This window comes from Sphaerisporangium sp. NPDC051017 (assembly GCF_040683095.1).
GTDB lineage: Bacteria > Actinomycetota > Actinomycetes > Streptosporangiales > Streptosporangiaceae > Sphaerisporangium.
Genome location: NZ_JBFBCI010000008.1, coordinates 192,059 through 218,634, shown reverse-complemented (window position 1 = coordinate 218,634; position 26,576 = coordinate 192,059). Strand labels below are relative to the sequence as shown.

At 67.2% G+C, this 26,576-nt stretch carries 20 protein-coding genes and 1 riboswitch; of the genes, 9 read left to right on the top strand and 11 right to left on the bottom strand.

Translation table 11 applies throughout. The features are described from left to right. Positions 1–43: 43 nt before the first annotated feature. Entirely contained in the window at positions 44–430 is a 387-nt protein-coding gene (locus tag AB0M95_RS10555; RefSeq protein WP_363761887.1) for a VOC family protein, read from the bottom strand. A gap of 46 nt (positions 431–476) precedes the next feature. Next, the gene (locus AB0M95_RS10550) at positions 477–728 is read right to left on the bottom strand and encodes a hypothetical protein (protein WP_363761885.1); all 252 of its coding nucleotides are present in this window, start codon (positions 726–728) and stop codon (positions 477–479) included. A 7-nt stretch (positions 729–735) separates the two neighbouring features. Further along, a riboswitch (guanidine-III (ykkC-III) riboswitch) is annotated at positions 736–804 on the bottom strand. Positions 805–1,008: 204 nt separating this feature from the next. On the opposite strand from AB0M95_RS10550, the gene AB0M95_RS10545 reads away from it, so the two are divergent. Then, positions 1,009–2,832 carry an acyl-CoA dehydrogenase gene (locus tag AB0M95_RS10545; RefSeq protein ID WP_363761884.1) on the top strand — a complete coding sequence of 608 codons (1,824 nt, stop codon included), beginning with the start codon at positions 1,009–1,011 and terminating at the stop codon, positions 2,830–2,832. 167 nt (positions 2,833–2,999) lie between these two features. On the opposite strand, the gene AB0M95_RS10540 is transcribed toward AB0M95_RS10545, so the two are convergent. Continuing rightward, the gene (locus AB0M95_RS10540; RefSeq protein ID WP_363761882.1) at positions 3,000–3,293 is read right to left on the bottom strand and encodes a Dabb family protein; all 294 of its coding nucleotides are present in this window, start codon (positions 3,291–3,293) and stop codon (positions 3,000–3,002) included. A 415-nt stretch (positions 3,294–3,708) separates the two neighbouring features. Between AB0M95_RS10540 and AB0M95_RS10535 the strand changes: the two genes are divergently transcribed. After that, a complete protein-coding gene (locus AB0M95_RS10535; RefSeq protein WP_363761880.1) occupies positions 3,709–4,059 on the top strand; it encodes a DUF6545 domain-containing protein in 351 nt (116 codons plus the stop codon). A 41-nt stretch (positions 4,060–4,100) separates the two neighbouring features. On the opposite strand, the gene AB0M95_RS10530 is transcribed toward AB0M95_RS10535, so the two are convergent. The 3 genes from AB0M95_RS10530 to pdhA are packed head-to-tail and all read right to left on the bottom strand — an operon-like array spanning position 4,101 to position 7,518. Next, positions 4,101–5,438: a dihydrolipoamide acetyltransferase family protein gene (locus tag AB0M95_RS10530; RefSeq protein ID WP_363761878.1), complete on the bottom strand. Its 1,338-nt coding sequence runs from the start codon at positions 5,436–5,438 to the stop codon at positions 4,101–4,103. Positions 5,439–5,446: 8 nt separating this feature from the next. Then, positions 5,447–6,421, bottom strand: coding sequence for an alpha-ketoacid dehydrogenase subunit beta (locus tag AB0M95_RS10525; protein WP_363761876.1), 975 nt, complete (start codon positions 6,419–6,421; stop codon positions 5,447–5,449). Further along, positions 6,418–7,518, bottom strand: coding sequence for a pyruvate dehydrogenase (acetyl-transferring) E1 component subunit alpha (gene pdhA, locus AB0M95_RS10520; RefSeq protein ID WP_363761874.1), 1,101 nt, complete (start codon positions 7,516–7,518; stop codon positions 6,418–6,420). Before pdhA ends, AB0M95_RS10525 begins: the two co-directional genes overlap by 4 nt. 305 nt (positions 7,519–7,823) lie before the next feature. Between pdhA and purS the strand changes: the two genes are divergently transcribed. Continuing rightward, complete coding sequence (purS, locus tag AB0M95_RS10515; RefSeq protein ID WP_363761872.1) at positions 7,824–8,069, top strand: phosphoribosylformylglycinamidine synthase subunit PurS; 246 nt, start codon at positions 7,824–7,826, stop codon at positions 8,067–8,069. Between the two features lie 225 nt (positions 8,070–8,294). Further along, positions 8,295–8,684: an ATP-binding protein gene (locus AB0M95_RS10510; protein WP_363761907.1), complete on the top strand. Its 390-nt coding sequence runs from the start codon at positions 8,295–8,297 to the stop codon at positions 8,682–8,684. A 41-nt stretch (positions 8,685–8,725) separates the two neighbouring features. Here the strand turns inward: AB0M95_RS10510 and AB0M95_RS10505 are convergent, their stop codons facing one another. Beyond that, positions 8,726–12,400 (bottom strand): AAA family ATPase, encoded by a 3,675-nt coding sequence (locus tag AB0M95_RS10505; RefSeq protein WP_363761870.1) that lies wholly within the window; start codon positions 12,398–12,400, stop codon positions 8,726–8,728. Positions 12,401–12,948: 548 nt separating this feature from the next. Here AB0M95_RS10505 and AB0M95_RS10500 point away from each other — a divergent pair. The 3 genes from AB0M95_RS10500 to AB0M95_RS10490 are packed head-to-tail and all read left to right on the top strand — an operon-like array spanning position 12,949 to position 20,475. Further along, entirely contained in the window at positions 12,949–13,836 is an 888-nt protein-coding gene (locus AB0M95_RS10500; RefSeq protein WP_363761868.1) for an SNF2-related protein, read from the top strand. Continuing rightward, positions 13,739–16,318, top strand: coding sequence for a DISARM system SNF2-like helicase DrmD (drmD, locus tag AB0M95_RS10495; RefSeq protein ID WP_363761866.1), 2,580 nt, complete (start codon positions 13,739–13,741; stop codon positions 16,316–16,318). The genes AB0M95_RS10500 and drmD overlap by 98 nt, the downstream gene beginning before the upstream one ends. Continuing rightward, the gene (locus AB0M95_RS10490; protein ID WP_363761864.1) at positions 16,315–20,475 is read left to right on the top strand and encodes a DNA methyltransferase; all 4,161 of its coding nucleotides are present in this window, start codon (positions 16,315–16,317) and stop codon (positions 20,473–20,475) included. Before drmD ends, AB0M95_RS10490 begins: the two co-directional genes overlap by 4 nt. Positions 20,476–20,528: 53 nt before the next feature. On the opposite strand, the gene AB0M95_RS10485 is transcribed toward AB0M95_RS10490, so the two are convergent. The 4 genes from AB0M95_RS10485 to AB0M95_RS10470 all read right to left on the bottom strand — a co-directional run bounded on the left by AB0M95_RS10485 (position 20,529) and on the right by AB0M95_RS10470 (position 25,519). Then, on the bottom strand, positions 20,529–20,954 hold the full coding sequence (locus AB0M95_RS10485) for a hypothetical protein (protein ID WP_363761862.1): 426 nt from the start codon (positions 20,952–20,954) through the stop codon (positions 20,529–20,531). A 72-nt stretch (positions 20,955–21,026) separates the two neighbouring features. After that, positions 21,027–22,961, bottom strand: a complete 1,935-nt coding sequence (locus AB0M95_RS10480) for an alpha/beta hydrolase (protein WP_363761860.1) — start codon at positions 22,959–22,961, stop codon at positions 21,027–21,029. Positions 22,962–23,197: 236 nt separating this feature from the next. Beyond that, positions 23,198–24,508, bottom strand: a complete 1,311-nt coding sequence (locus tag AB0M95_RS10475) for a helix-turn-helix domain-containing protein (RefSeq protein WP_363761858.1) — start codon at positions 24,506–24,508, stop codon at positions 23,198–23,200. Between the two features lie 354 nt (positions 24,509–24,862). Further along, positions 24,863–25,519 carry a hypothetical protein gene (locus AB0M95_RS10470; protein WP_363761856.1) on the bottom strand — a complete coding sequence of 219 codons (657 nt, stop codon included), beginning with the start codon at positions 25,517–25,519 and terminating at the stop codon, positions 24,863–24,865. Between the two features lie 142 nt (positions 25,520–25,661). On the opposite strand from AB0M95_RS10470, the gene AB0M95_RS10465 reads away from it, so the two are divergent. Together AB0M95_RS10465 and AB0M95_RS10460 are read left to right on the top strand one after the other, a co-directional pair. After that, entirely contained in the window at positions 25,662–26,000 is a 339-nt protein-coding gene (locus tag AB0M95_RS10465) for a hypothetical protein (RefSeq protein ID WP_363761854.1), read from the top strand. A gap of 145 nt (positions 26,001–26,145) precedes the next feature. Then, on the top strand, positions 26,146–26,568 hold the full coding sequence (locus AB0M95_RS10460) for an ATP-binding protein (protein WP_363761852.1): 423 nt from the start codon (positions 26,146–26,148) through the stop codon (positions 26,566–26,568). The last annotated feature ends 8 nt before the right edge of the window (positions 26,569–26,576 follow it).

Genomic DNA, 26,576 nt, shown 5'->3' with positions numbered 1-26,576 from the left:
GCCCCCGCGCCCAGGCTCTTCTGTGCTCTTCCGGGGGCCGGAGTCAGTCCCCCATGGCCTCGCGCTCGGCCTGGCCGCGGCACACGCAGAACTCGTTGCCCTCCGGGTCGAGCATGGTCACCCAGCCGGTGCCGTCGCTGTAGCGGTGGTCCTCGTGCACCGTGGCGCCGAGGCCGATCAGCCGCCGGACCTCGTCATCGCGCGTCCCGTCCCCCTGCGGCCTCAGATCGAGGTGCAGGCGGTTCTTGACGGACTTGCCCTCCGGGACGCGGATGAACAGCAGGTGGGGCTCGTTCGGCCCCACGAGCATGATCTCGTCGTCGTCCTCGTCGGTCTCGTCGTCGAAGGGCCACCCGAGCACTTCGTGCCACCATTCGGCGAGTTCGTACGGCTCGTCGCTGTCGATCGTGACAGTGTGGATGCCAATCATGCGCGCCAGCTAAGCGCAACACCAGCAAAAGCGTCAAACCGGTTGCTCAGTGCTCGGTGGCGGGCTCCCCTCGCAGCGTCACGCGGGCCAGGCTCACCGCGGAGACCAGGGCCCAGACGCCTTCCAGCAGCAGGAATCCCCAGTCGCGGTTCGCCAGCGCCACCCAGGCGAGCACCGCGGAGCCGACGAGGTTCAGCGTCAGGTAGACGACCGAGCCGGGCCGGAGGACCTTGAACTGCGCGAGGACGAAGGCGGTCAGGACGGCGATCGCGCCGGCGATCTGAACGATCTGTTCCATGTTGATTCGCGCGTCGTCTTCGCTGGGCCGGGTACGACGCGCCACTCGTCCGGGAGGCCCCGAGACGGGGCCTCTGGCACCGAAACTAGCAAATATCACACCCGCCGGACCTTCTTGGTGAGGAACTTCACCACAGCCGGGTTTCCCATGACGGCCTATCTACACGGACATACCGGACGACGTGGTGGTTCGTCCGGTTTTCTAGGGGTTACTCGCGGGTAGCATTGGAGGTAAGGTTACTCGCGAGTAGTTCTTATGCCGGTTCGAGGAGACGCGCAGCATGGGCCACTACAAGAGCAACGTCCGGGATCTTGAGTTCAACCTCTTCGAGGTGTTCGGCCGCCGTGAGATCCTCGGAACCGGGCAGTTCGCCGAGGTGGACGAGGACACCGTGCGCAGCGTCCTCAACGAGATGCACCGCCTGGCCACCGGCGTGCTGGCCGACTCCTTCGAGGAGGGAGACCGCACGCCCCCGGTCTTCGACCCCGCCACCAGCACGGTGACGATGCCGCCGCGCTTCCGTAAGTCCTTCGAGACCTTCCGCGACGCGGGCTGGACCAACCTCGACCTGCCCCAGGAGCTCGGCGGCCCCGGCCTTCCCCGGTCGGTCACCTGGGCGATGGCCGAGATGATCCTCGGCGCCAACCCCGCCATCTGGATGTACAGCAGCGGCCCCGCCTTCGCCCACGTGCTGTACGTCATCGGCACCGAGGACCAGAAGCGCTTCGCCGCGCACGCCATCGAGCGGCAGTGGGGCGCCACGATGGTGCTGACCGAGCCGGACGCGGGCTCCGACGTCGGCGCGGGCCGGACACGGGCCGTCGAGCAGCCGGACGGTACCTGGCACATCGAGGGCGTCAAGCGGTTCATCACCAGCGCCGAGCACGACATGGCCGAGAACATCTTCCACCTCGTGCTCGCCCGCCCCGAGGGCGCCGGCGCGGGCACCAAGGGCCTGTCGATGTTCCTCGTCCCCAAGTTCCTCGTGGACCCCGAGACCGGCGAGCCCCGCGAGCGCAACGGCGTGTACGTGACCAACGTCGAGCACAAGATGGGCCTCAAGGCGTCCACGACCTGCGAGCTGACCTTCGGCGAGAAGCACCCGGCCATCGGCACGCTGGTCGGCGGGGTGCACGAGGGCATCAAGCAGATGTTCATGATCATCGAGCACGCCCGCATGATGGTCGGCACCAAGGCCATCGCCACCCTGTCCACCGGCTACCTCAACGCTCTGGAATACGCCAAGCAGCGGGTGCAGGGCGCCGACATGACCCGCATGGCCGACAAGTCCGCCCCGAGGGTGACCACCACCCACCACCCGGACGTCCGCCGCGAGCTCATGCTGCAGAAGGCGTACGCCGAGGGCATGCGCGCGCTCGTCCTCTACACGGCCACCTTCCAGGACGCGGTACAGATCGCCGCGTTCGAGGGCACCAAGGACGCCGCGGCCGAGGCGATGAACGACCTGCTGCTGCCGCTGGTCAAGGGCGTCGGGTCGGAGCGCTCGTACGAGATGCTCACCCGGTCGCTGCAGACACTCGGCGGCTCGGGCTACCTGCAGGACTACCCGATCGAGCAGTACATCAGGGACGCGAAGATCGACTCCCTGTACGAGGGCACGACGGCGATCCAGGGCCAGGACCTGTTCTTCCGCAAGGTGCTGCGCAACCAGGGCGCCGCGCTCGGCTCGCTGGTCGCCGAGATCAAGGAGTTCTCCGCCTCGCAGGCCGGGAACGGCAGGCTGAAGGAGGAGCGCGAACTCCTGGACGGCGCCGCCGACGACGTCAAGGCGATGGCGGACACCATGGCCGGCTGGGCGATCGGATCGCTGGAGGACCCCAAGGAGGTCTACAAGGTCGGCCTCAACACCACCCGGTTCCTGCTGGGCCTCGGCGACCTGGTGATCGGCTGGCTGCTGCTGCGCCAGGCCGAGATCGCGCTCAAGGCCCTCGGTGAGTCCGAGCGCGACACGGCGTTCTACCAGGGCAAGGTGGCCGCGGCCTCGTTCTTCGCCCACACCGTGCTGCCCCGGCTCTCCGCCGAGCTGCGCACGCTGGCCGCCACCGACCAGAGCCTCATGGAACTGCCCGAGGAAGCCTTCTGACGGCCGGTCCCGCCCGGCGGGACGGCCGTGCCAGGCCTGTCCGGATGAATCGGTGATCGAGCGCCTCGCGGTGGGTATGACCCTGCCGCGAGGCGCTCTTTACCGTTCTGCCGAATTCCGTGGAATTCCGAACCCGCCCACGATCTGAACGCCGGCTCGGTAACCGTTCAGAGGCTGTACTGCACCGCGACGCGGCCGGCCACGATCGGGGTGATCGTCTCGGCGATCACGGCGCGGTGCGCGGGGTGGTCGCGGTAAACGATGTAATCGTCCACGGAGTCGAAGTCGGCCACGACGGCGAACTCGTAGTTGCCCTGGTTCACGCCGGCGTCGCCGCCGATGTTGTAGGCGCGGATCTCCGGGATCGCGCCGGGGAGCTCCTTCAGACTGGCCTCGACGGTGGCCTTCTGCTCCTCGGTGGCGTCCGCGACCCAGCTGAACAGCACGACGTGCCGGAACATGATCTCTCCTTCGCTAGCGTCTCTGATTGACTTAGCGATCCTGTGCGTTACACAGAATCAAGGCACAACGAGCTGCCCGGTATTCACCAATCGTCTTCGTGCCCTGGTGCCGGCAACCGGAGCCACCGGCCCGTTGAGCACGTCCCTCCGGACGCTGACCGGTCAGGCGTGCACAGCCCGACCGGGGAGGGTGCCCGACGTCGCCTGGGCGCCGGGCGTGCGGTAACAGCATGCCACGACATAACTACAATTCGCTAATCGAATCAGAAAGCCTGCGCCCGCCAGCGTACGGCCTGTGCCCCGCGCGGGGTTCACGTGCGCGGGCGGCGGCTTCCGAGCCGGTTGCGGCCCGCTTCCCGGCCGACGGGGGAAGCCGTTGGGGAATGGCCGGCCGCGCGCATCGCGAGATGGCTGGATGCCGGAGAAAAGGGTTTCCGGCGAACGACCCGATGCCCCACGTGATCGACGTTCGCCGGCCGTCATCGACCCGGAAGCATCCGCCGCCGCGCGCGCCGCCGCCGTACGGGCGGGGGTGAGCGGGCAGCGGCTGGAGGCGGTCGTGGAGGCCGCCACGCTGGCCGCCGCCCTGCGGGCCAAAGCACGCGGCGCGGCGGCGGACGCGCCCCCGCCGGCGACGCCGATCCCCGGCGGGGGCGACCTGAACAGCGACATCGCCTTCCTGCTCGACGTCGCGCGGGCCTACCGGCGCGGCCGGCCGCGGGTCTCGGTCTCGCGCCCGACCTCGGCGGCGGGCGCGGGACGCTGAAGGGCCCGGGAGAACGTCCCCGGGCCCACGGCGGCGGCGCGTCAACTCCAGGCGAGCATGCGCAGCGGGTCCTCCAGCATGGCGCCCACGTCGCGCAGGACGTAGGAGCCGAGCTCGCCGTCGACGATGCGGTGGTCGAACGACAGGGCCAGCGTGGTCACCTTGCGCGGCACGACCTGGCCGTCCACCACCCAGGGAAGGTCGCGGACCTGACCGAACGCCAGGATCGCGGCCTCGCCGGGATTGATGATGGGCGTCCCCGCGTCGATGCCGAAAACGCCGACGTTGGTGATGGTGATCGTGCCCCCGGTGAGGTCGGCGGGCTGGGCTTTGCCCGCCCGGGCGCTCTCGGTCAGCGCCGCCAGGGCCTTGGCGAGGTCCGGCAGCGACAGGGCCTGCGCGTCCTTGACGTTCGGGACGATCAGCCCGCGCTGGGTGGCGGCGGCGATGCCGAGGTTCACGTAGTGCTTGACCACGATCTCGTCGCCGGCCCAGCTCGAATTGATCAGCGGGTAGCGGCGGGCGGCCGTGAGCAGCGCCTTGGCCACCAGCAGCAGCGGCGACACCTTGACGTCGGCGAAGTCGGGCATCTGCCGCAGTCGGCGTACGGCGTCCATGGTCGCGGTGACGTCGACCTGGAGGAACTCGGTGACGTGCGGGACGGTGAAGGCGGAGGCGACCATGGCCGCCGCCGTGGCCTTGCGCACGCCCTTGACCGGGACGCGCTCCTCCCTGACCCCGGCCGCGACCAGGGCGGGCGCCGCCTGGGGAGCCGCGGCGGCGTGGACGTCCTCGCGGGTGATCGAGCCGCTCGGGCCGGTCCCGGCGATGGTGGCGAGGTCCACGCCGAGGTCCTTGGCCAGCTTGCGGACCGGCGGCTTGGCCAGCACCGCGACCCCGCCGCGCCTGGGAGCGAGAGCGGGCGCCGAGGCGGGCCGGACGGGGGCCGGCGGCGGAGCCTCGGCGGGCGTGGGGGCCTGAGCCTGGGCGGGGGCGTGGCCCTTGCGGGGGCGGCGGGTGGTGGCGCCCAGCTTGACGCCGTACCCCACCAGTACCGGCTGGCGCTCCGGCTTGGCCTCGGGCGGGGGCGCGGGGACCATGTCGTCGGCCGGCGCCGTCTCCCGGGTGGTGTCCGCTCCCTCACCGGTGTCGACGGAGATGATCGGCTTTCCGACGTCGACCGTCTCGCCCTCGGCGGCCATGAGCGAGGCGACCACGCCCTCGTACGGGCACGGCAGCTCGACCACGGCCTTGGCGGTCTCGATCTCGACGATGGTCTGGTTGATCGTCACCTTGTCACCGGCGGCGACGTGCCACTTGACGATCTCGGCCTCGGTCAGGCCTTCGCCGACGTCGGGGAGCTTGAACTCGCGAAGCACAGCCCCTCCTAGAAGGCGAAGGCGCGGTCGACGGTGTCGAGCACGCGGTCGAGGTCCGGCAGGTAGTGGTCCTCCAGCCGGGACGGCGGGTACGGCGTCGAGAACCCGCCGACGCGCAGGACCGGGGCCTCGAGGCTGTAGAAGCACGCCTCGGTGACCCGGGCGGCGATCTCCGCGCCGAGTCCCGAGAAGACGGGCGCCTCGTGCGCCACGACGCAGCGCCCGGTCCTCCGCACCGACTCGAAGATCCGGTCGGTGTCCAGCGGCGAGAGGCTGCGCAGGTCGACGACCTCGATCGAGCGGCCCTCGTCGGCGGCGGCGGTCGCGGCCTCCAGACACGTCTTGACCATGGGCCCGTAGGCGAGAAGGGTGACGTCGGTGCCCGGGCGCACGATCTGGCCGCGGTCCAACGGCAGCGGGGTGGCGTTCTTGTCGACCTCGGCCTTGTCCCAGTAGCGGCGCTTGGGCTCGAAGAAGATCACCGGGTCGTCGCTGCCGATCGCCTGGCGGATCATGTGGTAGCCGTCGGACGGGTTCGAGCAGGCGACCACGCGCAGGCCGCCGGTGTGCGTGAAGTACGCCTCCGGGGACTCGCTGTGGTGCTCGACCGCGCCGATGCCGCCGCCGCAGGGGATGCGCACGACGATGGGCAGCTTGAGCTTGCCGAGGGAGCGCAGCGGCATCTTGGCGAGCTGGGTGATGATCTGGTCGGCCGCGGGGAAGACGAACCCGTCGAACTGGATCTCGCACACGGGACGGTAGCCGCGCAGCGCGAGGCCGATCGCGGTGCCGATGATGCCCGACTCGGCGAGCGGGGTGTCGATGACGCGGTTCTCACCGAAGTCCTTCTGCAGGCCGTCGGTGACACGGAAGACGCCGCCGAGCTTGCCGACGTCCTCTCCCATGACGAGGACCTTCGGGTCGTCCTCCATGGCGGTCCGCAGACCTTCGTTGATCGCCTTGGCCAGCGCGAGGGTCGTCATCGGACGCCTCCCTCGAAGGTGGCGAGGTAGGCGGCGTACTGATCCCGCTCTTCTTTGAGCAGGTTGTGCGGCTCGGCATACACGTGATCGAAGATATCCAAGGGATGGGGATCGGGCATTTCCAGACAACGCTTGCGCACGTCACGGCCGAGGTCTGCGGCCTCGGCGTCGATCTTCTCGAAGAACTCCTGGTCGGCGAGCTGGTTCTTGAACAGGTACGCCTTCACGCGCTCGATCGGGTCCTTCAGCTTCCACGCCTCCAACTCGCCCGCCACGCGGTAGCGCGTCGGGTCGTCAGAGGTGGTGTGGGCCCCCATGCGGTAGGTGAAGGCCTCGATCAGCGTGGGGCCCTGGCCCTCGCGGGCGTTCTTGAGCGCCTGGCGGGTCACGGCGAGGCAGGCGAACACGTCGTTGCCGTCCACGCGGACGCCCGGGAAGCCGAAGCCGCTGGCCCGCCGGTACAGGGGGATCCGGGACTGCTTCTCCAGGGGCTCGGAGATGGCCCACTGGTTGTTCTGGCAGAAGAACACGATCGGCGCGTTGAACACCGACGCCCAGATGAACGACTCGTTGACGTCGCCCTGGGAGGTGGCGCCGTCGCCGAAGTAGACGATGGATGCGGCCTCGGCGCCGTCGCGCTGGATGCCCATGGCGTACCCGACCGCGTGCAGCGTCTGGCTGCCGATCACGATCGTGTACAGGTGGAAGTTGTGCTCGGCGGGGTCCCAGCCTCCGTGGTTGACGCCGCGGAACAGGCCCAGGAGGTTGACGGGGTCGACGCCGCGGCACCAGGCGACGCCGTGCTCGCGGTAGGTGGGGAAGGCCATGTCGGCGTCGGTGAGGGCCCGTCCGGAGCCGATCTGGGCGGCTTCCTGTCCCAGCAGAGATGCCCAGATGCCGAGTTCTCCCTGCCGCTGGAGGGCCACGGCCTCCATGTCGACGCGGCGCACGAGCACGAGGTCGCGGTACAGGGCGCGCACCTCTTCGGCGGTGAGGTCGATGTCGTAGGCGGGGTGCTCCACACGCTCGCCTTCGGGGGTGAGGAGTTGTACGAGCTCGAAGGGTGCCTCGGCACCATGAGAGGCGTCGAATGTCACGTGCCGCTCCTGTGCGTTTGGGGCCGTGCTGATGGGGTCTCCATCCATGTTCGGCCAGTTGACATGCTTACGCACCTTCTGGTGGTGGTACGTAGGCGTCTGGGGACATCGTGGCAGAAGCCACAGGCCATTGCGCAAGACGGTGACACCCTCTTATCCACACTTCTCCCGTTCCCGGTGCGCCTCGGCGCACACTCGTCACATGATCGGGCTCCGCCAGGGCCGCCCGGAGGACGGACGCCTGGCCGGTCACCGTTAGGCTGGTCACGCCGGCCCGGTCGGGCGGCACGAACAGGGAGGAACACGTGGCACGCGTCATCGTCGACGTCATGCTCAAGCCGGAGATCCTCGATCCGCAGGGGCAGGCGATCGCCCGGGCGCTGCCTCGCCTCGGCTTCTCCGGCGTCACCGAGGTGAGGCAGGGCAAGCGGTTCGAGGTCGAGCTCGACGGCCCGGCCGACGAGGCCGCCCTTGCGAACGTCCGAAAGATGGCCGAAACCCTGCTGGCCAACACGGTGATCGAGGACTACGCTGTGCGCATCGAGCCCTAGGACGGCCCGCGCCAACGTCTCCAAGGCTTCGCAAATCACCGCAAAAGGAACTTGGGACGGACCGGAAAGCAAGCGTCTGCCCAACACTAAATAACAACAGCGTGATTTTGCGGTTAGCCCCGATACATCGGGGAAACCTCTCCAACGTGACTTTCGGCGCCACGGAGGAGTCCGGTGGATATTGAGTTCTCGTTGGCCTTGCCTCGGGATGCGATCGGCATTCCGATGGTCCGGCGGGTGCTTGGGGACACCCTTCGCTGCATCGGCGTCAGCGAGGACTGCGTATCGGACGTGCTCCTGGCGACCTCCGAGGCCTGCGCCAATGCCGTCCGGCACGGCGGCCCCGCCAAGCGCTACGAGGTGACCGCCGCGATCGGCCAGGGCCGGTGTGAGTTGCGGGTCGCCGACGGCGGCCTCGGCATCGGCGCCGTCCCCCGGCAGTACCCGCCCGGGGACGCCGAGCACGGGCGCGGCATCCTGATCATGGAATCGGTGGTCGACGAGATCTTCTTCGACATCACCCCCGGCAGCGGCACCACCGTCCTGCTGCGCAAGGAACTCGACTGGGACGAGGAGTTCCTAGCCCGCCACGACCGCGAACTCGCCACCGTCTGACCCCCTTCTTCCTCCCTGGACACCAGCTTCACAGGCGTGCCTCAAGCGCGCTTTCCCGGGGGCGTCTTCTTGACCTTCTTCTTGGCGGGGAGTACGGGCGGTGCGCTGACCGGCCCGATGGCCTTCCTCGCCAGTTCCGTCCAGTGCGGCACATCCACACCCGGCAGGTTGTCGGTTGTGAGGATGAGTGATCCTTGCGGCCCGCCACCCTTTTCGTGGAGGAGCACCCCGCCCTGCTCATACCAGAGTGCCTTGCGCTCCCACGACTCCCGATACGTTGGGCTCTCGATCATGCCGAGGTGTTCCCAATAGAGGGTCCGTCCGTCCGGAACCCGGATGGTGAAGTCGGGGCGGTAGGTCTTCCCGTTCAGCGTGAGCGGCGCCTCGTATCTCCAGTAGCCGGGAACCAGCTCGTCGAGGATCTCGGCGATGATCACTTCGTTCTTGCTACGGACCAGAGTGCCGTTCCCCGTGAGGTGGATGAGCCTCGAATCCAGCGTGCCGGCAGGGGAGCCGTCCGGGAAGAAGACCGGCTTCGGGGCCGGCAGGAAGAACAGGTCGGTCAGCCGACGGGCGGTTTCCGAACTGGTCGAGACGGTGAGATCTAGCAACTCGTCGATCGAGCGTTCATGCAGGAGGACCACCTGATCCTGCTGCCTGGTGAGCGCGGTATAGAGCATCTCCCGGGACAGCTTGCGGGCTGAACCGGGAAGCATGACGAAGACCTTCTTGAACTCTGAGCCCTGTGACTTGTGAATCGTGATCGCCCATGCCAGCTCCAGCGTCGGGTCGTCTTCATCGTCTCCCCGATAGCTGTACGTCGTGCCGATTTGAGATGAGAACTCGATGTGCGTCCATCTCGGTTTGCCGCCAGCCTTGGTGATCTGGCCGACGACCACGCCGATCTCGCCGTTGGCCACATAGGCCAGGCCAGTCCCCTTCGGATAGCCGTCACGTTGGCCGTTCCTGGTGTTCAGCACCTTGTCGCCGAGCACGATCTGTTCGGTCCCGATGGGCCGGGGCGTGTTGCGCAGTCGGTCGGGCTTCAGCGCAGCGTGGAGCGCCTCTTCCCGGTGCGTCCGCTTCAGATGCCGGTTGATCTCTACGGTCCCCCACCCGTGACCGCGGGTCGGGGAAAGGATCTGCCACTCCTCGCAGCGCGCGGCGGCTCCCTGCTCACCCTTGGAGAACTGAACCCACTGCGCGGCCTTCTGGCCTCCGTAGGAAGTCTCGAAGCGGGCGGAGGCATCCGGCCCGGTGACGTCCAGCCCGTCGCCGAGGGCGCGATCCACGACTTCCGGGGGACGTGCGCCGTTCCAGGGAATGGACGCCAGGCGCTCCATCTCCGCACCGGTGCGCAGCCGCTCCCAGACCTCCTCGAACCCCTGGGGGACCTCGTCCCCTGAAAACCACGCCGCCAGCATCAGATCATCGCGAATCTGCCCCTTCTGCCGGCGCAGCTCCGTCAATTCGACATATCCAGGGGCGACGCGGGGAAATCGGGGAACGTCGGCGTCGGCGGTGAGGCGCTGGATCAGATCGACGAACGGACGTCCGGCCCCGATAGGCGGGAGCTGCCGGGGATCGCCGACGAGGATCATACGATCGGGAATTACAAGGGCGTCGAGCAGAGCGGCGAGTTGATCCTCCGTGAGCATAGATGACTCGTCGATGACAACGGTCCCGTACAGTGGCGCCTTGCGGACTTCGCCGCCACGAATGAGATATGTGCGGGTCTCAGGGTCGTAACGCTTGTGTTTGGTCAAGAACTGGGCGACGGTTTGCGCTTCTAGTTCGACCTTGTTCTGTAGCTGCACCCGCGCCTTCCCTGTCGGCGCCAGCAGCAGGACCCCCTTGCCCTTGACCTCTTCACGGGTGACCAGCGCCTTGATGAGCGTGGTCTTGCCTGTACCCGCGCGGCCGTTGAGCACACTCAATGGAGCCGCGTAAAGCTCGGCCAGGGCGGCCTTCTTTTCGTTCCGAGCTCGCTGCTCCGTCTCGGCGTCGGAGTCGCTCTCCGCCTCATACGAGCCGAGAACCCGGTCCAGCTCTTCTGACAGCCCGGCCGGCACCTCCATGCGGGGGCGATTCATCTGGTGGTCGACCGCCTGTCTGATCACGTATGCGGTCGTCTCCAGGCGTGCGAGTTTGAAGGCCGGCGTTCCGTCCTCGAGTCTCGTACCTGTCACCGGCGGCCATGAGGGGGAATCCACGTCGTACTGCAGCGTGTCCGGGTGGAGCTCGTGCGCGCGGAAGAGTTCCTCAGAGATCGGACAGGGCTCGGGCAACCGCAGCGCCTCGATCCTCTCGATGACGCTCGCCAGTGTGACGAGGGTGTCACCGGCGGCGGCGGCCTCCTCCAGCACCGCCACCAGGAGCGCTTGCACGCGCCGGGCGTCCCCGCCATCGTTCATCGCACTCGGCTCGGCGAGAGGGAAGCGAGCGCGAATGGCGGCCCGCGGAAAGCACCCGCGGTCGATCACGTCGAAAGGCACCGGCGTCTGCTCACCGACCGTGCAAATCTGCGCCAGGTAGGGGTCGGCGAGGAGCTCATCGTGATCCAGTTCGATGTTGGAGGACCGGAAAAGCACGGAGGCCTGTTCAGTCGTGAGCTGGAAGCGTGACAGCAGCCGCAGGACAGCGAGCTGCTCGTCGCTGAACGTCCGCCAAGCCCGACGATGAGGCTCCGATATCCGCCTGCTGATCTCCTCGGGGTGGCGACCCGGGTGGGCGATGGCGTCGGTCAGCACGTCCCAGGGATCAACGTGCTCGGGGGTGTGCCGCGCGATGGACCGCGCGAGCACCTTGCCGTGCCTGAACTTCAACGCGCCGAGGACGGCTCCTAGGCCAGGAGCGGGGCCCCGCATGCGCCAGAGCTCGCCAATGCGATCGTCCAGCCATCTCAGGGACGACTCTGGTACGTCGATTCCGAGCTCCTCGCATCGCCGTGCGGCGCTATAGAGCCGCTCCAGCGCGGCGATCGCGGTGTCGTGCGCGATGTGCTCGGTGACGTAGGAGAACTCACGTCCACCGGTCGCCGGTGCCCAGGCCAGAGCTTCTGCCACATCCTGCCCCCGCGCGTCCCGCTCAGCCAGTTCCGCCACCGGCAACAGGATTCCTCCGGTGCCGTCGGGCCGTAGGGAGTGCAGAACGGTCGTCTCCCACATGTGGTTCGGAAATGCGGTCCTGCCCTCCGTCTTCCACGGTCCCGGCAGCTGGATCTCCGTGATCCGGGCGGCGCCCACCAGCAGGGGACCACCTGCCCGGGCTTCATCGAAGGGCGAATGCTTGACGTAGAAGAAGACCAGTGACTCCGTTGGGCTGACATCGTCAAAGAACCGTTTGATCACTGCCCGCTGATTGTCGCCGTGGATGACCCATGTCGGAGTGAATCCAAGCGCCTCGTCGACCTTCTCCTCGAGTCCCTCGTCATAGTCGACGTCGAAATCGGTCAGGACGTCGACGATGCCCTTGCGCAGAAGCCAGTAGTAGGGGACCGCGTGAGCACCGTAGGCGGGCACCGTCAAGGGAGTGGGTTGGATGCGCCCCTTCAGTGCAGCGGAGTAGCGGTAGGGATGTTCGCTGACCAGCTGGTAGGAGCGAGGGCTGAGAAAACTGCCACGCTCGCCCACGCAGCCGATCCGGGACACGTCCACTTCGCTCAGCGACTTGCCCGCGTTGACGAGCTCATAGTCGTCCTGCCGACGTTCACCCACATTTCCGAGCAGGATGCACGACGCATTTCCCAACGGATCGCGACATATCCTTCCAGACCATCCGGAGTCATGCCAAGGGACGCGAACCGAAAGGTGGACAATTTTCCCCATCACAGCACCTTCTTTCAGAAGTCATACAGGAACGCTTCATTGTCGTGCATGACGCCTCTCCGGAGACCGCCGAACGGCATGTCCCACTCCAGGTCCATGGCTCGGCGGCCTCCGCGGGCGGGATCCACTGAGCGGACGAAGATAGACCCGTTCGCCATGGCTGGGACTTCTCGTAGGCGACGCGCTCGAACAAGAAGCCTCGGCCTCACAGGTCGGCCTCGGTCGTGGCACGCCGGCCTTCCTCCCCCCGGCGCTCTCGATAGCGAAACGTGACCGCTTGCTGGAATGTCGTTGACCTCGGCCATCTAGTGGGAAATATTAGGACCTTTGGCGTGGCCTATGCGGAGCTATTCGCCGTGCGTCGACGACCATACAAAAACCGGAAATAACAGACATTTGACACTTGTGTACCCCCCAACGACGAGGAGATCCGCACGGTGGCGTCGCACGCAGCGGAGCAGGCGGTTGACGGCATCCCCGCGCAAGGTCAGCTGGTCACCGTACGAAATCGTCCGTGGGTGGTCGCCGACGTGCTCCGCAGCAGCGTGGCCAGCAGCGATCCCCATGTCGCCACGGGCGCGCCAGAGCACCTGGTGACGCTCGTCAGCGTCGAGGACGACGCCCGTGACGAGGAGTTACGGGTGATCTGGGAACTCGAACCCGGTGCGGTCGTGCACGAGCAGCAGGATCTACCCAGCCCGGAAAACGGCTTCGACGACCCCGAGTCGCTCGCGGCGTTCCTCGACGCGGTCCGCTGGGGCGCCATCGCCTCGGCCGACAGGACCGCGTTGCAAGCCCCCTTCCGGTCCGGCATCGAGATCGAGCCCTACCAGCTAGACCCCGTGGTGCGGGCGCTGTCCATGCCGCGCACCAACCTGCTCATCGCTGACGACGTGGGCCTCGGCAAGACGATCGAGGCCGGGCTAGTCATGCAGGAACTCATGCTCCGCCACCGCGCCCGGACGATGCTCATCGTCTGCCCTGCCAGCCTGACGCTGCAGTGGCGCGACGAGATGCGCGACAAGTTCGGCCTGGACTTCCGCATCGTCGACAGCACCCTGCTCAAGGACCTCCGGCGCTCACGCGGCCTGTACGCCAACCCGTGGAGCCACTACCCGCGCCTGATCGTCAGCATCGACTGGCTCAAGCGCACCCGGCCGATGCGGCTGTTACGCGAGTTACTCCCCCCCGGTCCCGCGCTATCCGCGGACGTTCGACCTGCTGGTGGTGGACGAGGTGCACACCTGCGCCCCGGCCGGTCGGGGCGCTTACCCCGTCGACTCGCTTCGGACGGCCTCGGTCAGGGAGCTGGCCCCGCACTGTGAGCACCGGCTGTTCCTGTCCGCCACCCCGCACAACGGCTACCTCGAATCCTTCACCGCGCTACTGGAACTGCTGGACGATCAGCGGTTCGCCCGGGGGGTGAAGCCGACCCAGGATCAACTCGCCAGGGCGATGGTCCGCCGCCTCAAGAGTGAGCTGCCACCCCGATGGGACGGCTCGATCCTGTTCCCCAAGCGGTGCCTGGACTACCTGGAGGTCGACCACACCGGCGCCGAGAGGACCGCGCACGAACAGCTGACCAGATACGCGAGGTCACGGTCGGCGGGGCCGGGACGGGTGGCGGCCGACTTCGTCGTCAGCCTGCTGAAGAAGCGGCTGTTCTCCTCCCCCAAGGCGTTCGCCGAGACGGTCGAGACGCACCTGGCCACCATGACGGCCAGGGAGGACGCCTTCGCCAAGGAGGCCGAGCTCGCCGCCGGGCGCGCCGGGGACGCCGGGGTGAAGCTGCTCCGGCCGCTGATCGACGACCTTGACGAGACCGCCGAGGACGACGAGGCGTACGCCACCGCCGCCCAGGCGGCCCTCACCGCCGCGCGGCAGCTGATGCGCCCCCTCACCGCGGAGGAACGCGACCTGCTCGGCGACCTGCTGAGGTGGGCCCGCGACGCGCAGGACCGGCCGGACGCCAAGTTCGCCGCCTTCCGCGCCTGGCTCGACCCGCTCGTCCGGCCGGGCGGCGAGTGGAACGACGATCGCGTGATCGTGTTCAGCGAATACCGCGACACCCAGCGCTGGCTGCACGAGCAGATGCTCGCCGCCGGCTACCCCGCCGACCGCATCGAGCTGCTGTACGGCGGGCAGGACCGCGACGAGCGCGAGCGCATCAAGACCGAGTTCACCGAGGCCCCCGGCCCGGACAACCGGGTGCGCGTCCTGCTGGCCACCGATGCCGCGAGTGAGGGCATCAACCTTCAGCGGTATTGCCACCGCGTGCTCCACTGGGAGATCCCCTGGAACCCCAACCGCCTGGAGCAGCGCAACGGCCGCGTCGACCGGCATGGCCAGCCGGCCTCGCAGGTGGAGATCCGGCACTTCGTGCCGCGCGGTTGGGAGAACGCCGCCCCCGGCTCGCTGGAAGGGTCGCTGGAGGACGAACTCGCCTTCCTCTGGGTAGCGGCAAGGAAAGTCGACCAGATCAGGGAGGACCTGGGCAGCGCCGGAGACGTCATCGCCGCCCGGGTCGAGGAGAAGATGCTCGGCAAGCGCGTCGACTGGCGGGCCACCGACACCGAGATCGCGGCCAAGGCCTCCCGGGCGCGGCTCAAGGTCGAGCGCGACCTGGCCCGCGATCTGTCCCGCCTGGCCGACAAACTGTCCGACAGCCGCACCGAGCTCAACCTCACCCCGGCCACGGTCCAGCGCGTCGTCAGTACCGCGCTGCGCCTCGCCCACCGCAAGGACCTGATCCCTGCCGAGGCCCCGGAGGGCGTCTCCGCGCCGTGCTTCCGGCTGCCCGAACTGCCCGGCGCCTGGGCCCAGGCCCGCAACGACGGGCTGCCACACCCGCTCACCGGCCAGGAACGCCTCGTCACCTTCACCTCCGAGGCCGTGGTGGGCCGAAGCGACATCGTCCTGCTGCACCTGGGGCACCGCCTGGTGCAGATGTGCATGCGGCTGCTGCGCGCCGAACTGTGGGCCAACGCCGCCGACGGCGCCCAGGCGTCCGTTCCCGAGCCGACGACCGTACCCGCTCCGGCGGCGATGAACGGGCGGGCCGCCGTACCTGCTCCGCAGCCGATGAACGGACATGCGACGGCTCAGGCGAACGGGCATACCACCACATCTGCCCCCGTTAGCGGCGGCCCCAAGCTCTCGAGGGTCACCGCCCGCGTCGTGCCGGGCGACGTGCTGCGTGTCCCCGCCGTCGTCGCGCACGGCCGGGTCGTCATCACCGGCTCGGCGGGGACCCGCCTGCACGAGGAGATCGTGTACGCCGGAGGACTCATCGACGCGGGCAAGCTCGTCCCCGCCCGGGAGTCCGAGATCGACGAATGGCTGGCGGCGGCCTCCGAGCAGCCCGTACCGCCGCGACTGCGCGACCGGCTCATCGAACTCTGGAGGCCCGTCCTCGCGGAGCCCCTGCGCAGGCGGCTGGCCAACCGGGCCGAGCAGCGCAAGCGGAGCATCCGCACCTTGCTCGACAAACGCTGCGAGGAGGAGGTCACCGCGATCGAAGCCGTGCTCGACGAGCTGATGCGCTCGATCGAGGCCGCGCTCGCCGAGACCACGCGGTGGCAGCAGCCCAGCCTCTTCGAGGACGAGCAGAAGGAGCAACGCGAACAGCTCCGCAAGGACCACGAAGCGCTGCAGGAGCGGCTGCGCGCGATCCCCGCCCAGCGCGTCGCCGAGACCGAGGCACTGCGCCGCCGCTACGCCGAGCCGAAGGAGCGTTCCTTTCCCGTGTCCGTGACCTTCCTCGTCCCCGCCGCGCTCGCCCACGCCGCCGCCCGAGGTGACCGATGAGCCCGCGGACGAGTACCCGCACGGGGACCGTGTCCGGGCGCGGCATCCGACGGCCTCCGGTCGTCTCGGTGGCCGACCAGCACGCCGACTGGCTGCGGCTGCTACGGCCCGACGGCCCGTTCCTGACCGTCAGCGTGCTCTCCGACGCCATGGAGCAGGGCCTGGACGTCGTCCCGGCCGAGACGACCGCCCGGCTGCGCCAAGCCTGGCTGGAGGTGCAGGCCGCGCCCGACCTGCTGCGCCCCGCCTGGGTGGACCTGATCTTCACCGAGCTGCTGCGCTGGCCCGCCGGCGTACTCGCCGCCGACGGTCTGCTCCCCGACGAGCTGCGCTCCTGGGGCGGCGAACAGGCCCGCCCCGACGCCGTCGTCTACGGCCCCGACCCCGCCTCCGGGCGCGCCGAACGGCTGCTGGTCTACCGCCGCCGCTGGGACGAGCCGCTGACCCGAGCGACCCGCGACCAGCCGTCCATGGTCGAACAGGCCGCGATGCTCTGCCGCCGCCGGGGCGTGCCGCTGGCCCTGCTCACGGACGGCCGGTTCTGGGTGCTCGTCCACGCCAAGCCGGGCGGCCCGACGAGCACCGCGATCTTCGATGCCGACCTGTGGCTGGAGGAGCCCGCGCTACTGCGGGCCTTCGCCTCCCTGCTCGGCGCCTCCCGCCTGCTCCCGCCGCCGGTCCAGCCGGACGGCACCTCGTCGGCCTCACTGACCGGGCTGTTCGAGCGTACGGCGAACGCGCAGACCCAGGTCACCGACACCCTTGGTGACCAGGTGCGCCAAGCCGTCGAGCTGCTCGTCGGCGAGTTCGCCCGGCTCGACCGCGAGTCCGGCGGCGCGCTGCTGGCCACGGTCCCCGAACGGCAGATCTACCGGGCCACGCTCACCGTCATGATGCGCCTGGTCTTCCTGCTGTACGCCGAGGAGCAGCGGCTGCTGCCCGTCCTCGACCCGGTCTACTCGGCCGGCTACGCGGTCGCCGGCCTCTACACCCAGCTCGACGAGCTGCACCAGTTGCACGGCGACGAGATCGCCGACCGCAGCCCGGCCGCCTGGCCGCGCCTGCTCGCCCTCTTCACCGCCGTCCACCGCGGCTGCGACCACCCCGACCTGCGCATCCCCGCCTACGGCGGCTCGCTGTTCGACCCCGCCACCTACCCGTGGCTGCCGGCGTTGAAGGTGACCGACCGGGTGAGCCACCGGATCCTGGACGCGCTCCTGCTGCTCAAGCAGCGCGGCAGGACCCCTGAGCGGCTCTCGTACAAGGGTCTCGGTGTCGAGCAGATCGGGCACGTGTACGAAGGTCTGCTGGAGTACTCCTGCAAGAAGGTCGACGAGCCGTACGTCGGGCTGATCGGCGGGCTGGAACCGGAAATCCCCCTCAGCCTCCTCGAAGCCGAGCATGCCAAGGGCCAGGACTCGTTCACGGCGTGGCTGAAGAAGGTCTCCGGAGCGAGCCAGGCCCAGCTGCGCAAGGCGTTCGCGTACCAGCCCACGACCAGCGAGATCGGCGACCTGGACTCGGCCTGCGACAACAACGCCGACCTGGCGGCGCGCGTCCGCCCGTTCCTCGGCCTGCTCCGCCGCGACCTGCGCGACATCCCCACCGTCTTCCCGACGGGCTCGGTGCTGTTCACCCAGGTCGGCGACCGCCGGGCCACCGGTACCCACTACACCCCGCGACCGCTCGCCGAGGAGGTCGTCGAGCACACCCTCGCGCCGCTGGTCTACTCCCCCGGCCCGGCGGACGGCGCGGAGCCCGGGGTCTGGCAGGCCAAGTCGTGGGATGAACTGCTCAAACTCAAGGTCGTCGACCCGGCCATGGGCTCTGGCGCGTTCCTGGTCTCCGCCTGCCGCTACCTCGCCGACCGCGTCCTGGATGCCTGGGAACGGGACGGCCTGCCGTGTGAGGTCGAGGCGACGGTCGGCTCCGACTACGACCGCGACTCGCTCCACCTCCACGCCCTGCGGCTGGTCGCCGCCCGCTGCCTCTACGGCGTCGACCGCGACGACATGGCCGTCGAACTGGCCAAGCTCTCGCTGTGGCTGGTCACCCTGGCCAAGGACAAGCCGTTCGGCTTCCTGGACCACGCCCTGCGCTGCGGAGACTCGCTGGTCGGCCTGATCTCCGAGTCCCAGGTCGTGGCCTTCCACCTCGACCCCGAGCGCGGCCGGACCCTGAACAACCGGCTCGCCGGGCAGATCGACGAGCTTGCCACCTCCATCCTCACCGAGGTCACCGAGCTGCGCGAACGCATCGAGGCCACGACGGTCAACGACCCCCGCGAGGCCGAGGAGAAGGCCGCTCTCCTCACCCGCGCCGACAACCTCACCACCCGCCTCCGGCTCGCCGCCGACGCGGTCGCCGGCGCCGCCCTCTCGACCGCAGGGAAGAGCGAAGACGCCTTCGACACCCGCCTCACCTCCATCGCAGACGAGGTCATGACGGCACTGAACGGCGACGCCACCGCAGAGCAGACAGCCCGCACGACCATCGACGGCTGGCTCAAGGGCACCTCCCGCCCCGAGCCGATCCGGCCTCTGCACTGGCCCCTGGAGTTCCCAGAGGTCATGCGTCGCGGCGGCTTCGACGCGGTGATGGGCAACCCACCCTTCATCGGCGGGAAACGCATCAGCGGCGCCCTCGGCACCGACTTACGTGAATACCTCAAGCAGCGCATCGCCAACGATAAGGCAGGCCACGCCGACCTCTGCTCATACTTCCTTCTCCGCGGTCATACTGTTGCGTTTAAGGGGAGAGTCGGCATCATTGCCACCAACACGATCGCCCAGGGAGACACCAGAGAGGTCGGCCTGGATCAACTGTACAAGAAAGGCTGGTCAGTCTACCGAGCCGTAAAGTCACAGCCATGGTCCGGAACAGCAACACTTGAGGTTTCCTTGCTATGGAGTGGCCGGCCAGGGTCGACAGAACGACGCGTACTCGACGGTATCCAGGTTGAAGAGATCACTCCATCTCTCGATGCACGCTCTAGAATGAGTGGCAATCCACGACGCCTCGCTGATAACGCGGACCGTTCATTTATTGGATGCTACGTACTAGGCAAGGGTTTTCTGCTGACCCCCGTGGCAGCTCGTCATCTGATCGACAAGGACCCACGCAACAAAAAAGTCATCTACCCCTATCTTAACGGTGAAGATCTAAACTCTAGCCCAGATTGCTCCGCAAGCCGCTGGGTTATCGACTTCAATGATATGGGCGAGGATGAAGCTGCAAGCTTCCCAGATTGCTTCGAGATAGTCGAACAGCAGGTGAAGCCCGAGCGCCAGCGAAGGAACAGCGACGACAGCTTCGTCCTACGAAAGCCATTACCGCAACGGTATTGGCAGTACGCAGACAAACGTCCAGCTTTACGCAGAGCCACCATAGGGCTTGATCGAGTAATCGCTATTGTCTTGGTGAGCAAGTATCTGACTCCAATGCTAGTCAAAACGGGGCAGATTTTTGCTCACAAGTTAGCCATAGTAGCCGATTCGAGGCCCGCTGCGCTGTGCCTATTGACCTCTGCGACACACCAGGCATGGACGTTTTTCAGGAGTTCGACTCTTGAGACTCGTCTAAACTACTCGCCGTCGGACGTTTATGAGACATTTCCACGGCCAAAGCTGACGGAGCAGATGGAGAAAGTCGGGGAGGAACTGCACCAGTTCCGGAGCCGACTGATGTTGGATCGGCAGCTTGGGCTGACGGATCTGTACAACTTTGTACATGACCCAGCCGAGCAGGATTCGGAGATCCAGCGGATGCGGGAACTGCATGTTGAGATCGACGAGGCGGTGCGGGAGGCGTACACGCTGGACGAGGAGCGTGAGCCCGCCACCAGAGAGTACGAGGCCAAGAAGGCGAGTTCGGCGCTGCCCGCCTGGTCAGAGATCGACCTCGCTCACGGCTTCTATGACCACGGCCAAGGGGTTCGCTGGTCAATCGGCCCGCAGGCGCGCCTTGATGTGCTGGACAAGCTCCTAGCGCTGAACTTCTACCGCTATGAGCAGGAGGATAAAGCCGGCCTGCACTCGGGCAGGAAGTCCACCAAGGGCAAGCGAGTCAAGCCTGCCGCCACCCAGCCCGCATCCGCCCAGGCCACAACCGATTCATTCGACGGAGCCCTGTTTCAACCACCGAACACCCTCTTCTGAATCTTTGCTCTTGCTCTGCTCTTTGAGACTTGACCCTGCACAGGCGTGTGACGTCAGATACCCGAGGAAGGTTCGGAGGTACCGCTTGGCCGTGCGCACGTTGACGACGCTCCCATGACTAAGCCGTCGTCGCCTGCGGGACCAAATGCCAACAGGAAGTCGTCCGGAACAGAACGGGCCGTGATGCTTCTGCCGGTCTTAGAGACCCCCTCAATGAGGTATCCTTGCCCGCTCCAGTATTGCTTCACCTGTCGCGCCACTGAGTCTATCTGTTCTTTAGGAATGTCGCGAAGATAATATTCGCGACCGACTGTGACGCCACCCTTGGAATCTCCGACTTGAGCGCCACATTCACTGTTATCCAGACTGGTGGGAACGGCCTCCAGGCGAGGTTTTGGGTCAAGCGCCGCAACCGTCCCATTGATAAGTTGCTCGACGCGAGCAAGTGCCTGAGCTTCGGTCATGCTGGTTTCCTCCACGGCGCCTCCTGCATGACCACAGCCGACGACCAAGGTAGCGACAATAACCATCATTGCGAGGAGACGCGGCATCTATCCTCCAGCAGGCCGGGGAGAGGGTACCGGTTGGGATGTCGGCTCCTCTGTCAGCTTGGATTGTGCCACCGCTGGTGGCGGAGCAGTGGGTGAGGGCGTGGATCGTGGAGACGGTTCTGGGAACGGGATCAACTCATCGTATTGACCAGTGATCAAGCGTCCGATATTCCACAAGGATGTCGACCTTTGATCCCACCCCCTTTCATCTTTCCCCCAATAGCTGGAGTGGCCTCGAAAACTCAGAAGAGAGTCTCCGGAATCTGGGACGTAGAAGCGCTTGGCACCGAACTTGCTGCGGCTTGGATCAGAGCCGAAGGGGCCAACGCCGGATATGGCTCCCGAGACGAGGGCGGACAAAACACCGGGCGGGTCAGATATCCGGTTCACCGGTCCCAGAGAGCCGATATCCCCTACTGGATCGTTGGGGGCCTCGCCTACCCAGACCGAATCCACTCCCAGATCCTTCGCATGCTCGGCAACCACACCGGGGCTGCCGACGAAGATCAGTTGGTCTGCGAAGGACTTCGGGCGCATTTGAGCGGCCACGCCGGTCACCGTGGACCCATAGCTGTGCCCGAGCACGGTGAACCGAGCGTCAGAGGCTGCCTGGTGAGCAGCATGCAGGCCATCAGCGAAGCTCGCCAGCAACGGCGCCCCCGCACGAGCGTCGTCCAGCGTGGCAGGGGTATGCAACGGCCCAGCGTCCCCCCACTGCGGAGCTGCATAACCCAGCCAGGCGATCGAGGCGATCTTCATATCGGGATCGAAGACGTGAGCCCGTGCCCACATGTCGGAGGCGCGCTTGGCGTCACCCTTCGAGCCCTCCAGTTTGGTGCCGGTGCCGGGCACGTAGGCGACGATGTTGTCGGCGTCGTCGGGGTTGCCGAAGGAGATCGCGGTCTTACCCAGGCCGCCCAGCTCTATCTGCAACAGGTACGTCTGCGGGAGACCGTTTTGCCCGCCCCGCGCCAACGCCTGTTCGACAGAGGTGAGCTGGCGCATCTTCAGTTGTACCTCTTCGATCTTCGCTTTCCTCACGGCCGCCAACATCGGGTTGAATACGGGCAACGCGCTCACTCGTGCCAGTTCCGAAGCGAGCCATGACTTCTCGGCCGTCAGGTACTTCCGGTTGGCCTGGTCGCGTGTAGCGGCGGGGAGGCCGTTCAGGCTGCCGATCAACTGGGGGGACTGGTTGATCAGACGTTCCTGGGCCGGCTTGCCCAGTTGGTGCCACCATGCGCTGAGCCGGTTGGCCAGCGTCGCGTCTTTTCCGGTGTTCTGGAGAGCCAACAGAGCCTTGAGCGCCTCCGCGTCCCCGTTGCCGGCTGCGGTGATCAGCTTGCTGACCCCGCCGGGATCGGGGGCGTACCCCCCGAACAGACCGAACCCCGCCATGGCCTTGGTGGTCAGGCCCGGGTCGTGCTCCTCCTGGATCATCGACAGGCGTCGCCGCAGGTCTCCTACCTGTCCTTGTGCCCACTCCCCGGCACCGGCGACTCGGCTGCCCGAGGACGCGGGCACGCATAACGCCGATAGCTCCGCCGACAGCCGATGGCCCGCCTCCGGTAACTTCTCAGCGGCCCTTCGCAGGTCTGCCACCAGGCCCTCCATGGCTGTGACGTCCATCCCGGAGAAGCCGGTGCGCGGGGCCGACATCACGCTCACCGAAGTGGAGAACGACGGCACCTGAGGCGCCTGACCGCCCAGGTGCCGGATACGGGCCGAGATCTGCTCGGCCGCCTCCTGGAAGGCCTGTTGCATGGTCGTGCGCTGGTCGTTCAGGGCCTTGGAAAAGGCGGGTGCTCCCCCGCCCACCCAGGCGGAGGCCGCTATGCACCGCATCGGGGGATCCAACGCTCTGGCGTGCTCATCGGCCAGCCGAATCACCCGCGATAAGGCGGCCTCCAATTCCGCCGCCTGCCCCGTAGCCACAAGGCATTAGAATCTCACGCAGATCGGACATTCTGCAACCATTCATACGCAGGTACTAGAGCAAACGAAGCACAACGGGCATTACTCCCCGAATGTCCATATCTACGGGCACAGGCACAGCGGAATACGGGAAGAGCCGCGAAAGTCAGCCGCAGCGGGATATTTCAGGACATGACAACCTCTCGGCACCCTGGGCCTCGGTGTGCCAGGTGGACCGCTCTGCCAACCGCTCTGCCTCAGGCGCCTCGGACGGGTTCGAGAGACAGGACCTTGCGGAACTCGGCGACGGAGGGGCGGTCCTGCTGGTCCTGTGGCACAGCGCGGAGCACGAGGTGTCCGGTTTCGTTGATATGACGGATTCGCTGGCTGGGCTTGAGCGCGTCGATCGTCGTCGCTGCCTGGTGCATCCCTTCATCGATTCCACCTTGGACGACTGTGCACAGCGCCCGATGGAGGTCAGCGTTGACAGGGTGGATGTAGCTCCGATTGTGCTTGAGAACATTGCCGCGGGCCGTTTCGGCCGCCGAGTCCTGACCGGCGGCGGCGTACACCCAGCTTTCGGTGAAATAGATGCGATTCGGCGTCCAGAAGCCGTACGCGTCCGGGACGACATCCCTGTCAGCGATCGCCTGCAGCGCATGCAACGTATCGAGCGCCTGGTCGTTCCTGCCGAGCATGGACAGGGCCTTGGCCTCGGTGGTCATCAGGTCGACGTCTGGCTCACGGGTGAGCTGCTGGGCGCGACGCACCAACTCGAGGACGGCCTGTGGGGACCGCTGGCCGTACAAGCCGTGCCCGGCCTCCTCGCACCTGACCAGGAGGCGGAGAGTCAGGTCACCGGAGGTGTCGGCGGCCTGCCGTGCGGTGCGCCACCAGCGGATGGCCATGCCGTGATCGTCCAAGTAGGTCAGGACAATGGCGTGGATGGAGGAGAGCACCGCCATGCTCCGTTGCAGCTCGATCGCGTCGGCGGGAGTGGCGGCGTCCAGTTGGCGGCGTAGCGCGTACAGGTCGATGAGCAGGTCGGTCGCGACCTGAGCCGGGGGACGCGTACGTAGCGCGTGCAGGTGGTCGGCGCAGGCCCGGTCCCAGTCTTCGAGGCTGCGGTGTTCGTGGCCGAGGGAAAGGTCGAGCAACTGGCGCAGGGGTTCGCTGGACACGCCCAGGGCGCTCAAGGTGCCCAAGCCGGCGAGGAACTGGAGGGCGGCACGGCGCTCCATGTCGTCATCTCCGTTGCGATATGCGGAGTTTTCACAATACGTACCCGCTTTCGAGCGTTGCGACTCGGCGGCGTGGAGGCGTTCGAGCGTGTCGTACAGCGCGGTCAGGATGCCGTGTGCCCCGTAGACCTGATCGAGGCGCGTGATCATGTCCGGCGGGGGAACGCGTTCGCCGCGTTCCCACTTGGCCAGGTTGGAGAAGTCGGTGTACATCTGCGTGGCCGCCCGGCGGAGCCCCAGGTTCGGTCTGCTCTCACGGCAGTGACGCATCACCGCGCCGAACAGGTGCCAGGGGGAGGCGTGCGGGTCGATCGGGTCTGCGCTCATGGCACCCCTTGCGATCGTGGCTCCGGCGTGGCCACATGTGACCACGCCGACGACCTTCATCAAGCAATCACGGTCAATGATGACATCAACACGTTGGGTAGTTGGGCGAAATAACGAACCACCCTCCGATACACGCACCGGGACCACTCCACGACAGCCCGCGAAGACCGCAGATCGGTCGCGTCGGCGGCTTTACGTCATGCTGGGACGTCGCGACCAGCTCACACTAGGCGAAGAGTTCGCGCACCTTGGAAACGGAAGCTACCCGCCGGAGCCATATCTGGAGTACGTCGGGGATCGGTGCAAGACAAGATCTCTTCACGCCGGCCCTCGGTAGGGGTGAGCCCGCGAGCATCAAGGACGAACAGGGTGATCCTCACGACCCTCTTCCCGGCCTTTGGCGCGGAGTTCGGAGATGTAGGGGTAGGTCTTGGTGGCCATCAGCGCCCTCCATAGGTCCCGTGCGCGTCCCTCGCCGAGCCCGGACTCGGTGAACTCGGCCAAGTCGGCGGCCTCTTCTATGTCGATGTCGCCGAGCGCGTCGGACAGCACGTCCAGTACCACATCGACCTGCGGTGACTTTTCGTGTACGAGCGCGGACAGGATGGCGAAGTGCACGTCCTGCGACGCTTGATCCCTGTCGGTGATGGCCGGGATGTTGTCCGGAGCGAGCACCAGGGGACGGACGGTCAGGGCGTGCCACGTGGGCAGGCCCACCACATAAGGTTCGCGGGCCCAGCGAGCGGTGGCGGCATCGCGGCAGGTGATGATCAGTAGGACGTCACACGCGTAGGTGTCGTGCAGGTAGGCCAGGTAGCGCACCCAGCGGCGGCGTTTCTCCTCCGACGGCTCCATCAGGGATTCAATGGCGGCGATCACCTGTCCATCGGGGAAGTGGAGCCTGAGCAGAGTGCCGCCCCAGCGTGGGACGGGTTCCAGGTCGGTGAGGTCAACGTTCACGATCTCGCCCTTGAGCGGGCTCGTCGTGAACGTGGTCTTCGGCCCGACCACGCCTGACCACGCCGTTGGCCTTCCGACTCCCGCGATCACCGCCCACGATGACACCGCTACAGCCAGTAGCCATGGAATGGCGGGACCCGCAGGCGATCGCAGCGCCGTGCGGGTCCCTGATCAGGAAGTGAGGTCCTGACCAATGGTGCAGCTTAGACGCCCATGGCGCCTGTTCAGGCGAGGTCGCGGCAAGCGGGTCGGCCGGCACGCTCTCGGACAGCCGTACGTCGAGGTCGAACGCGGCGAACCCGACCTCGCCGACCGCGCCGCGGCGGTACTGCTCGACCGCATGGAGCCGGCCTGGACGATCCTGTACGGGCCGTGGAGCCGCCGCTTCTACGCCCTGGGCCTGTACCCGACCCCGGAGCCGCTGGTCGTGGAGGCGCGCACCGCGCAGGAGCTTCTCACCGAGATGCGCCACGCCGAGCAGGGGTGGGTGCGCCACGCCCGGCCGCACACCGCGGTCGCACCGGCCGCCTGAGCCGCTCCGGGGCCTCGCCGCCCGTCATCCTCCACGTCGTACATCCCACGTCACCCGCTGGTGACATCGGCACTCGCCACAGGCCCCGTCCGGCGTGCCGTACGGCCTGTCCTCCGCCACCCCCTGACCAAGGACGCCTGACGCGATGAGCACTCCCGCCCCGCGAACCGAGACCGCCGCCTTCCCGGCCGCCGAGACATCCGTGGCCGAGGCCCGGCGCTGGCTGAGCAAGATCCTGGATGGTCATCTCCGCCGCGACGACGCGGTGCTGCTGCTCTCGGAGGCCGCCACCAACTCCCTGCTGCACACCGATTCCGCCGTGATCGGCGTCGCCGTGACGATCGAGGAGAACGGCGATGCGCGGATCGCGGTCACCGACGAGGGCGCCGAGACCATGCCGAGCATTCCCGAGCACCCCGACGACGACCTGGCGTCGTCGGGCCGTGGAATCCGCCTGATCCGCGTCCTGTCCACCCGCTGGGGCTTCACCGAAGACCCCCCACGCCACATCACTTGGTTCGTCCTCTCGGGTCACGACAAGGAAGATTCCAGGCCCCTTTCGGCCTAAAGTCGTGT

Excerpts from the sequence above, each read along its gene's own strand:
- AB0M95_RS10550 (WP_363761885.1), bottom strand. The coding sequence starts at position 728 with ATGGAACAGATCGTTCAGATCGCCGGCGCGATCGCCGTCCTGACCGCC.
- AB0M95_RS10525 (WP_363761876.1), bottom strand. The coding sequence starts at position 6,421 with ATGACGACCCTCGCGCTGGCCAAGGCGATCAACGAAGGTCTGCGGACC.
- AB0M95_RS10535 (WP_363761880.1), top strand. The coding sequence starts at position 3,709 with ATGCCGGAGAAAAGGGTTTCCGGCGAACGACCCGATGCCCCACGTGAT.
- AB0M95_RS10555 (WP_363761887.1), bottom strand. The coding sequence starts at position 430 with ATGATTGGCATCCACACTGTCACGATCGACAGCGACGAGCCGTACGAA.
- AB0M95_RS10510 (WP_363761907.1), top strand. The coding sequence starts at position 8,295 with ATGGTCCGGCGGGTGCTTGGGGACACCCTTCGCTGCATCGGCGTCAGC.
- AB0M95_RS10465 (WP_363761854.1), top strand. The coding sequence starts at position 25,662 with ATGGTGCAGCTTAGACGCCCATGGCGCCTGTTCAGGCGAGGTCGCGGC.
- AB0M95_RS10545 (WP_363761884.1), top strand. The coding sequence starts at position 1,009 with ATGGGCCACTACAAGAGCAACGTCCGGGATCTTGAGTTCAACCTCTTC.
- AB0M95_RS10540 (WP_363761882.1), bottom strand. The coding sequence starts at position 3,293 with ATGTTCCGGCACGTCGTGCTGTTCAGCTGGGTCGCGGACGCCACCGAG.
- AB0M95_RS10460 (WP_363761852.1), top strand. The coding sequence starts at position 26,146 with ATGAGCACTCCCGCCCCGCGAACCGAGACCGCCGCCTTCCCGGCCGCC.
- AB0M95_RS10475 (WP_363761858.1), bottom strand. The coding sequence starts at position 24,508 with ATGAGCGCAGACCCGATCGACCCGCACGCCTCCCCCTGGCACCTGTTC.
- AB0M95_RS10490 (WP_363761864.1), top strand. The coding sequence starts at position 16,315 with ATGAGCCCGCGGACGAGTACCCGCACGGGGACCGTGTCCGGGCGCGGC.